Below are 9,153 nucleotides of genomic sequence, written 5' to 3'. Positions count from 1 at the left end.
TAAAAGAGACATTTCGTAACAGACTAAAAAATATTGCACAAGTTTGGATTATCGTATGTGGTCTTGTAAACCTAAATCTTTGAATAATTATATATTATTTAGGAAAGTTATCTAATAGGAATTTTAATGAATTTATCTTTTATTAAAAAAACAACAACTCCAACGATGATATAAAATAAACCAACTAAAAATAAGCCCAAAGGCAAATTATTAAGTTTATCGCCAATCAACCACGCTACCGCCAAACTCATGAATAACAAAACGGTAAGTCCAATCATAGAAAGTACCAAAGTGATAGCTAATGTTGATATGGTATCAGCCAATTTAGATGACAAATTTAAAATACTTAAATTCCATCTTGCCTCTGCATACGTCGAAGCCTCTTCAAAGATATTTTCGACCTTGTCTTTCATGTGTTCAATTGATTCCATCATAAAATTTCAATAGTTGATTAGTAGTCATAGGAAATTTTAAGACATTTAAAATTTCCTATGACCTGAAGGTTTTAGGTTAAATGGAGTCAAAACTATGCGGTTCTAATTTGTCTATCTGCCATTTCAATAGCGTCCTCAACTTCCTCTTTTGCTTTATTTTTCCATGACTTTGCTTTATTCTGGGCATCATCAGTTAATTGTTTTGCATTGTCTTTCCCATTCTGAATAGCCGTGAGCAAATCATCTGCCCATGTATTGGCATTTTGCTTAACTTTTTTTCTTAAATCTGAGCCTTTTTCGGGAGCAAACATTAATCCAATCGCCGCACCTACTGCCGCTGCCGTAGCAATACCGATAACAATTTTTGAGTTATTTGACATAATTCATTTTATTTATAGTGAAACATTATGTAATTACCCTAATTCAAAAAATAACTATGCCTTCAATAATTTGTTATTTTTGATAATTATTTGGGGCAAAAACACCTCAGTTTGAGAATAAACGACGATATTTTTATACGTAATTATGAATCCGTATCTATTAAAATCTGAAAGTCTATTAGAAAGGGCAGTATAATCCACATTTTGAGGTAGAACTCAAAAAAGGGATACGCACGAAAGCAAAGGGAAAGGAAAGTACAAATAAGAAGAAAACGAACTCGGTAGTAAATGGAGAGTATTGAAAATCAAAGCAAAAGCGATTGCTCAATTTTCATAAAATCAAGTGGTTTTTCAATAAAAGTATCCGCACCTGTACTGATAGCGATTTCAAAGAAATTTCCCATAGCACTAATCATAATAATTTTAGATTGTGGCGATAGAAGTTTTATTTCTTGAACTCTATCAATACCAAAACCATCGGGTAAATTATTGTCTAAAAATAACCAATGCGGTTTCACTTCAGAAGCTTTTCCAATGCCATCTTTGAGCGTATGGGCATAGTAAGAAGTAATCCCTTTTCTTTTGAGAAAATGCTTTAAAAGTAAACAAGTGTCCCTTTCATCATCTATTATTAACGCCACTTCGTGCATGGTACAAAATATTAAAATTATAAAATTATGGTATTATATATTACAAAATTTTCGATGTTGCAACATACATTTTTGTTAATCAAAAAACCGTACCAGCTCGTCTTAAAACTGACAATTAAGTTTCTTAAATTAACCTCCAATAAATAGTTTAAGTTTGAATATATTATAATTAGCTGGAAAATAGTGGTTTATGCAATAAGATTTACCTATGTGAAGATAAATTTAAAAAAAAATACGATTCTCTTTCACAAGAGAATCGTATTTTTTGATTTTATAAATCAGTAATTTATTTCTTAGTCCAAAATTTTAGTTCTTCTTCAGCCATTTTAACGGCTTCGTAAGCATTTACGATACCTCCACTTGATGATAAAAGACTAAAGTCCACTAATTCACCCGTACCAGGTTGGCTTACTTTTAATTTACTTAATTTGATAGATGAATTGAGTATAATTTGTTTAATTTTTTTGAAATCAAAATCTGGATAATAAGACATTAATAAGGCTGCCAAACCTGTAACCACTGGAGCTGCCATACTTGTACCACTTAAGTCTTCATACTGCGACCCCACAACTGTCGATTTTAAATCTACACCTGGAGCAAAAACATCCACAGTTTTATGACCATAGTTTGAAAATTCCGCTACGGCACTTGGAGGTTGCATCCATGAAGTTGCTCCTACTTCAAGCCAATTTTCGGCTTGTTTTCCATCAGCAAATTTCTTGGAAGGATAATTATCGCTTATATCAATATTTTCGTTTTCATTCCCTGCCGCATGAATCAATAATACACCTTTAGACTGTGCATATTTTACGGCTTCATCAACAGCCTGTTTCTGAGGAGATACCGATTTACCAAAACTCATGTTGATAATCTTTGCTCCATTATCTACTGCATATTTGATGGCATTAGCCACATCTTTATCTCGTTCATCGCCCTCTGGTACGGCTCTAATCGCCATAATTCTCACATTACTGGCAACGCCTGCAATACCTAAAGCATTAGTACGATTAGCCGCCACAATTCCCGCTACGTGCGTTCCATGACGTGCATCTGGACCTTTTACTTCATTATTACCATAATCTCTGTCGTTGATATTATCAACATCGTCTCCAACAATTGTACGTGGATTGAACGACAAATTTATCCCAAACTTAAACTGAGCATCATAATATTCGTAGGCTTCTTTGAGTTTTTCTTCATCCTGACCAATTTGCTCTAATAATTCAAATACTCTTTTCGCTTTTCTAATATCTTCTGGTTCTTTCGAAGTAATTTTTGCCAAGTCTTCTTTTGAAACGTCTTTTACTTTTAGATATGTTGAAAGAATCAATTTAGAATCTATATATTTTTCGTATAGCTTAATAACAAAAGGGCCTTGTTCTTGCAACTCTTTAACTTTTGCTTCGTAACGAGCTTTATATTTTTTATATAATTCATATTCAACATTCATTGCTGGCGAGAGGCTGGCAATATCTTGAATATATTGGTATATCTTCTTTAAACGGGCATATTCACGAGTAACTTCCATTGTTTCTCTTGATACGTCAGTGCCATCTTTTCCTCCTAAAAAATCCCAACCATTAATATCGTCAATATATCCGTTGTTATCATCATCGACTCCATTATCAGGAATTTCCTTAGCATTTACCCAAATATTATCTTTTAAATCCTCATGATTAATATCAATTCCAGAGTCGATAATAGCTACTAAAACGGATTTTGATGTTTTTCCATTCAAGAAATCACGATAAGCCCTTTCGGTACTTATTCCCCTAACGCCATTTTCCAAATAATCGAGATTAAACCAATTCAAGGGTGCTTTATCAGGAGATAATTCCAAATATTGAGCATTTGAAACCCTCAAAAAAGAACACAAGAAGACAATGAGGAGAAATTTATTCAATTTCATAATTGAGTTATTATAAAGTATAAGGATTACTTAGTGGCGGCAATTTCAATTTATTTACTGCAAAATAATCCATTTTGCAGTAAATGGCTATTTTTTCTGAGTAAATATATGATATTCTACAAATCTAATAAAAAATTACGATTTGAGATTGGCTTTTTCTAAAAATCCTTCAAGATGAATACATAAAAAGAAGTGCAAACTAATGTTAGATTAAAACTTACGCACTCTCAACATTCATATAGACGATATAATTTTCTTCTAATTGTTTTGAGCACCTAATAGAGACACAAAAGCAGATTTAAGAATCTCTGACAAAATCCTTAAACCTGCTTTTTACGAATATTCAAATTTTAATGTGAATCTCTGGTAACGATACTACCTGATTTTCCTTTTAAGAAATCCATATCAGCTCCTAAGTGTGCTTGCTCAACATGATTGATGTATAAATTAACATAACCACGAGAAATATTTAAGTCGATTGCTTGCCAGTTTTTGCGTCTTTCGGCGAGTTCATCATCCGAGACTTCTAAGTGGAGTGTTCTATCTGGAACATTCAAACTGATAAAGTCTCCATTCTGAACTAAAGCTAAATTTCCTCCTGCGGCTGCTTCTGGTGAAACATGAAGAACAACCGTTCCGAAACCTGTTCCAGACATCCGTCCATCCGAAATTCGTACTAAATCATGTACTCCTTTTTCTAATAATTTCTTCGGAATCCCCATATTTCCAACCTCTGCCATTCCTGGATAACCCTTTGGTCCAACATTCTTTAAGACTAAAACTGAGTTTTCATCTACCTCTAAGTTTGGGTCGTCGATACGAGCATGATAATCTTCAATGGTTTCAAAGACAACCGCTTTTCCTCTATGAATCATCAACTCTGGAGTAGCAGCAGAAGGCTTAATCACGGCACCATTTGGAGAAAGATTCCCCCTCACCACAGCAATTCCAGAGTTTTCTTTAAAGGGTGCTTCCATTGTTCCTACAATATCTCGATTAAATACTTCTGCATCTTCAGAATTCATCCCAATTGAACGACCGTTCACCGTTAACACATCATTATGAAGGACTGATTTTAACTCTTTTATTACTGCTGGAAGTCCTCCTGCGTAATATAAATCTTCCATAAAATGTTGCCCAGAAGGCTGTAAATTGGCAATAAGTGGAATGTTATGAGAGAATTTATCAAAATCTTCAATGTTCAATTCTATCCCAATTCTACCAGCAATTGCCAGGAGGTGAATTACAAAATTTGTTGAGCCACCAATAGCCGCATTAATCATAATGGCATTTTCAAAGGCTTCTCTTGTCAATATTTTCGAGAGTGTTAAATCCTCCTTAACCATTTCAACTATACGTCTTCCTGACAATTGAGAAATCACTTTTCTACGAACATCCGCCGCTGGAATTGCTGCATTATTTGGCAATGACAAACCTAATGCTTCAACCATTGTTGCCATCGTAGAAGCAGTTCCCATTACGGCACAATGTCCTTGTGTACGAGCCATACAACCTTCAGCTTCAATGAGTTGCTTCTCATTAATTTCACCTAATTTAAAGGCTTCTGCAAAACGCCAAACATCAGATGTTCCAATATCTTTTCCTCGCCAATGACCTTTAAGCATCGGCCCTCCAGAAATCACTAAAGTAGGAATATCCACACTACACGCACCCATAATAAGCGAAGGAGTAGTTTTGTCGCAACCACATAAAAGCACAACGCCATCTATCGGGTTAGCCCTGATTGATTCTTCAACATCCATACTTGCCAAGTTGCGGTATAACATGGCAGTTGGTTTAATTAAAGTTTCTCCCAATGACATTACTGGAAATTCAACAGGATATCCACCTGCTTCATAAACCCCTTTTTTTACAGATTCTGCCAAATCTCTAAAATGTGCATTACAAGGAGTCAATTCCGACCATGTATTACAAATGCCGATAACGGGGCGACCATCAAACATATCATCAGGAATTCCCTGATTTTTCATCCATGCACGATAAATAAAACCATCTTTGCCCGTTTTACCGAACCAATTTTGTGAGCGTAATTTTTCCATTTTGAGATTTTAAAGTAAGACAGATTTACAATCTATCAGTTTATTTTTGACGCATTGAAAATCCTCGATTTATTGTTATTGACAAGTGAAAACCTATCGATTTTATTCTTAGTGACAGTTAAAAACCTTTCTCACAATATCACTCTGTGTCTAAAGTTCTAACCATTGTAAATTTCAAATCATGCCCAAGAGCATATTCGCAGGTACGAGTTCCAGATGGAAATGCAGAAAACTGAGCATTTCTAAATTGAAATCGACGTACAAGATTATTGTTTTCTATGAAGAGCGTATCCTGTCCTGCATACCCAAATGATTGTCTTCCCATAAGTTGTGGGAGAGTGAATTTCCGAAGTCCATTCTGAGCTTCAAAGCCTGTAAAAGTAAGTTTATTATTGTTGCGTGAATACACTAATATTTCGGGGTATCCATCTGAATTCAAATCACTTGTCTCTGCTCTATTGGCATTTTCCAAGCTTTTATCATGGCTTTTCCCAATAATTTCAGTACCAAATAAAACAATTAATTTCACTCCAGTAGAATCTCTGAAAAGTTGAAAAGTATAAGCATCCTTCTTTTGCTCAAAAAACATTTCATCTCTTTTCAAATCTTGAATTTTAGGTGGCGAAGCATTCAAGAAATTAGCTTTTTCAAGCGAATCTTGTGCCTTAATTTGTTGTATTAAAGTATCTGGAAGAGCTATGTATTCGTTTTCTTCGGGGCTTGCTTCTTGACTTTCAAACCAATACAAAGCACCTGCCAAAGCCACTATAAATAAGAATAAGATTAGAAAAAATAATTTTGATTTTTGCATTGAATGAAATGGGAATCCCTTTTGTACAAAGCTATGAAGTTTTTGGGGCTTGACAAATAATTTCACGCATCGAAAAAAGAATATTCAACTCGTGGATAATTCCAACCAAATAAATTATTCAACTCATAACAAGCAATTAAACTAAATATTTTCGATAACGACTATTTTTGATTTTCAAAACCATTCAAAATGTACAAACACTATTTCATTTTCTTCCTTTTATTGTGCTTGAAAACCTCAGCACAAATCACTCATTCTCATAATGATTATGAGCAAAAAGAGCCTTTTTTCATGGCTTACAATTTAGGCTTTGATTCCATTGAAGCGGATGTTTACATCAAAAATAATGAAATTTATGTAGCTCACGACTGGGATAAAATTAGTCTTGATAGAACATTTACAAAACTCTACTTAAATCCAATTCTTGAAAAAATAAAGGAAAACAATGGCTATCCATATCCAAATAAAAAGCCCTTACACCTATTAATTGACTTAAAAAAAGATGGTAGGGAAATTCTTACCTTACTCACAGAAAAATTAAAACCATATAAAAAAGCCTTACGTCACGTAACCATCACCATTAGTGGGGATATGCCAGCACCAAACGAGTTTAAGAACTTTGATGATATTTTTTATTTTGACGGCAGAAATGAATTGACTTACTCGATAAAACAGTACAAAAGAGTAACAATCATGAGTTCGGGCATCACCGTTTTTGGGAAATATTGGAATGGAAAAGCTCCTTTATTGGATGAAATGGTACTAAAAATTAAAAATTTTGTAACAGAGAATCATTCAAAAGGGAAAAAAGTAAGATTATGGGGTACTCCAAATACCATTTTAGGATTTGAAACTCTGAAGAATTTGGAGGTAGATTATATCGGCACAGATGATTTAGAATTATTAGCCAATTTTATGAAATAAAGTAACACAGACTTTAGTCTGTTATTCAACTTACAGACTAAAGTCTGTGTTACTTTATTTTGCCATCACTTCAAACGGTAAATTCAAACTCAGTATCGTTTCTTCAATTTCAGAAAGTTCCTGTTTCATATTTTCGATATAACGTTCTGATTCATTTTTGAAAGAATTTGTCAGATTTTTATAATACTCAATTCCAGATAATAAATTGACATAAAATGCTTTCAGAGAACGTAATTGAGAGGCAGAGAGGCTTTCAATTTGTACATTTAATTGTTTTTTGTAATAGTCCACATAAAGTAAAAGTTCATTTACAAACAGATTGGGTCTTTTCAAAGAATTGAGTAAGTTGACTCTTCCATAAATGTGGTCAACCATTTGTTGAAGAGAAAAAACGCCTGAAAAATACGCTAAATTAGGACTGGGGCAAATAGTAACCGCCTTGAGATGATGGGCAGGATGAATATTATTAATCAACAAAGCCGATACCCCTAAGCCTTCGCATAAACAATCTCGCTGAGTAAGAAAGTCAGATTTTGTTTGTTTTTCCGCTTGACTCAAATCACTTTCTTCGATTTGTTTTAATTTTGAATGCAAATATTCACGAGAAGATTCACAAATCGGTATGGCAGAAAATTCAGTATTGGTCGTCAGAAATTTCTTATAACATGGACTTCCCGGTCGGTTTTTATCAATTCTTTTCACTCGCTGATGTTCAGCACTGGTTTTCTTGAAATTATTAAATGGAACGCCTAAAGGGGAGGCATTACTCAAAAAATAATCATCTTTCTCAGCAGTGGACAATTGAACAAGGGTTTCTTCATCAACGTTGGTAGCTTCTGGAACTAACAAAAACGGGCTTCCCCAACCAGTTCCATCGGCTTGATAATAATCTAATAAAAAATTGTCTTCATTGGCTGTACCAATACCTCCTTGCACCGTAATTTTCATAACAGGCAAATGCTCAAATGGTTGTAATCCTTTGCTAATCAAAGCATTATTACACATTTCTATCAGTTCATTTTTTAATGCCGAACTATTTTGTTTGAATTCCTCCATGATGGGCCCTAATAATAAGCCATCAGTTGCGAAAGCGTGACCTCCGCAATTCAAACCAGATTCTATTCTGAATTCCGAAACCCAAAGTCCTTTTTTGGCTAATATTTTACCTTGCGTTAAAGCAGAACGATAATCACTTACTTTTAAGATGATTTTTTTGGTTAAGTTACCTTTTTCATTAGGAAAAAAATCATCAAAACTATCAATGTAACCGTACAAACGTGGATTATAACCTGCTGAAAATACAATGCCTGATGATAAATTACTTTGTGCATAACCCCGCAAAGAAGTTAGGGCATCAGAATATTCCTTTGGCAATAGTTCACCTTCTTTGGTATAATTGTTTTTATCAACTTTTGACATCACATTTACATCAATTGAACCAGCTACGATACATGCCCGAAGCTTTTGCTGAATTTGCTGTTTTATGGAACATTCCTCCAACTGATTCATTTCGATATACAACTTTCTTAGCCGTGACGAATCAGGAAGTAACTCAAAATATTTAACTATTTCTGAGCCTTCAACAAAATCTTCTGCACGGAGTTTTTCAACTTGCTTTGTGACAAGTTTATCCAATAAATTGAGATATTCAGTGATTCGCTTTGCCCGATAATCAGTTTCTTTTACGCTGATTGGAATATATTTTTCACCATTGGCGAGCGAGTGAAATTTACGGAGTTGTTCAATTACTTCATCTTCTATGATTGAAATGACAGATGATATACCGAAGCGAGCTACTTTTAGAGGAGTGTCAATTGTATAACCCAAACCCATGACAGGAATGTGAAATGTATGAGATGTTGTTGCGGTCATTATTTTCAAAAGTTTTAACAAAGCAACTAACAAAACTGCTTGCTAAACATGACAACAATCATCGTTTTTCATGATAATTTAAGTAAAAATTGAAAGACAATATCACAAGTTTT

Annotated in this window: 8 protein-coding genes; 1 reads left to right on the top strand and 7 read right to left on the bottom strand. The window is 34.1% G+C overall.

Annotation, left to right across the window (positions count from 1 at the left end; genetic code table 11):
* Window positions 1–107: 107 nt before the first annotated feature.
* From VB796_RS22055 to VB796_RS22030, 6 genes are all read right to left on the bottom strand, one after another.
* Window positions 108–434, bottom strand: a complete 327-nt coding sequence (locus tag VB796_RS22055) for a hypothetical protein (protein ID WP_323348760.1) — start codon at window positions 432–434, stop codon at window positions 108–110.
* A 92-nt stretch (window positions 435–526) separates the two neighbouring features.
* Complete coding sequence (locus VB796_RS22050) at window positions 527–814, bottom strand: YtxH domain-containing protein (protein ID WP_323348759.1); 288 nt, start codon at window positions 812–814, stop codon at window positions 527–529.
* Window positions 815–1,119: 305 nt separating this feature from the next.
* The gene (locus tag VB796_RS22045) at window positions 1,120–1,464 is read right to left on the bottom strand and encodes a response regulator (protein WP_323348758.1); all 345 of its coding nucleotides are present in this window, start codon (window positions 1,462–1,464) and stop codon (window positions 1,120–1,122) included.
* Window positions 1,465–1,750: 286 nt separating this feature from the next.
* Window positions 1,751–3,373: a S8 family peptidase gene (locus VB796_RS22040; protein ID WP_323348757.1), complete on the bottom strand. Its 1,623-nt coding sequence runs from the start codon at window positions 3,371–3,373 to the stop codon at window positions 1,751–1,753.
* Between the two features lie 350 nt (window positions 3,374–3,723).
* A complete protein-coding gene (locus VB796_RS22035; protein ID WP_323348756.1) occupies window positions 3,724–5,433 on the bottom strand; it encodes an IlvD/Edd family dehydratase in 1,710 nt (569 codons plus the stop codon).
* 139 nt (window positions 5,434–5,572) lie between these two features.
* Complete coding sequence (locus VB796_RS22030) at window positions 5,573–6,244, bottom strand: hypothetical protein (RefSeq protein ID WP_323348755.1); 672 nt, start codon at window positions 6,242–6,244, stop codon at window positions 5,573–5,575.
* 189 nt (window positions 6,245–6,433) lie between these two features.
* On the opposite strand from VB796_RS22030, the gene VB796_RS22025 reads away from it, so the two are divergent.
* Window positions 6,434–7,168 (top strand): alkaline phosphatase, encoded by a 735-nt coding sequence (locus VB796_RS22025; protein WP_323348754.1) that lies wholly within the window; start codon window positions 6,434–6,436, stop codon window positions 7,166–7,168.
* Window positions 7,169–7,222: 54 nt separating this feature from the next.
* On the opposite strand, the gene VB796_RS22020 is transcribed toward VB796_RS22025, so the two are convergent.
* Entirely contained in the window at window positions 7,223–9,040 is a 1,818-nt protein-coding gene (locus VB796_RS22020) for a hypothetical protein (protein ID WP_323348753.1), read from the bottom strand.
* Between the last annotated feature and the right edge of the window lie 113 nt (window positions 9,041–9,153).

Origin of the sequence: Arcicella sp. LKC2W, from assembly GCF_034931005.1 — a bacterium.
Lineage (GTDB): Bacteria > Bacteroidota > Bacteroidia > Cytophagales > Spirosomataceae > Arcicella.
Note: the sequence above shows the minus strand (reverse complement) of the source record. Positions and strands in the feature narration are given on the sequence as shown.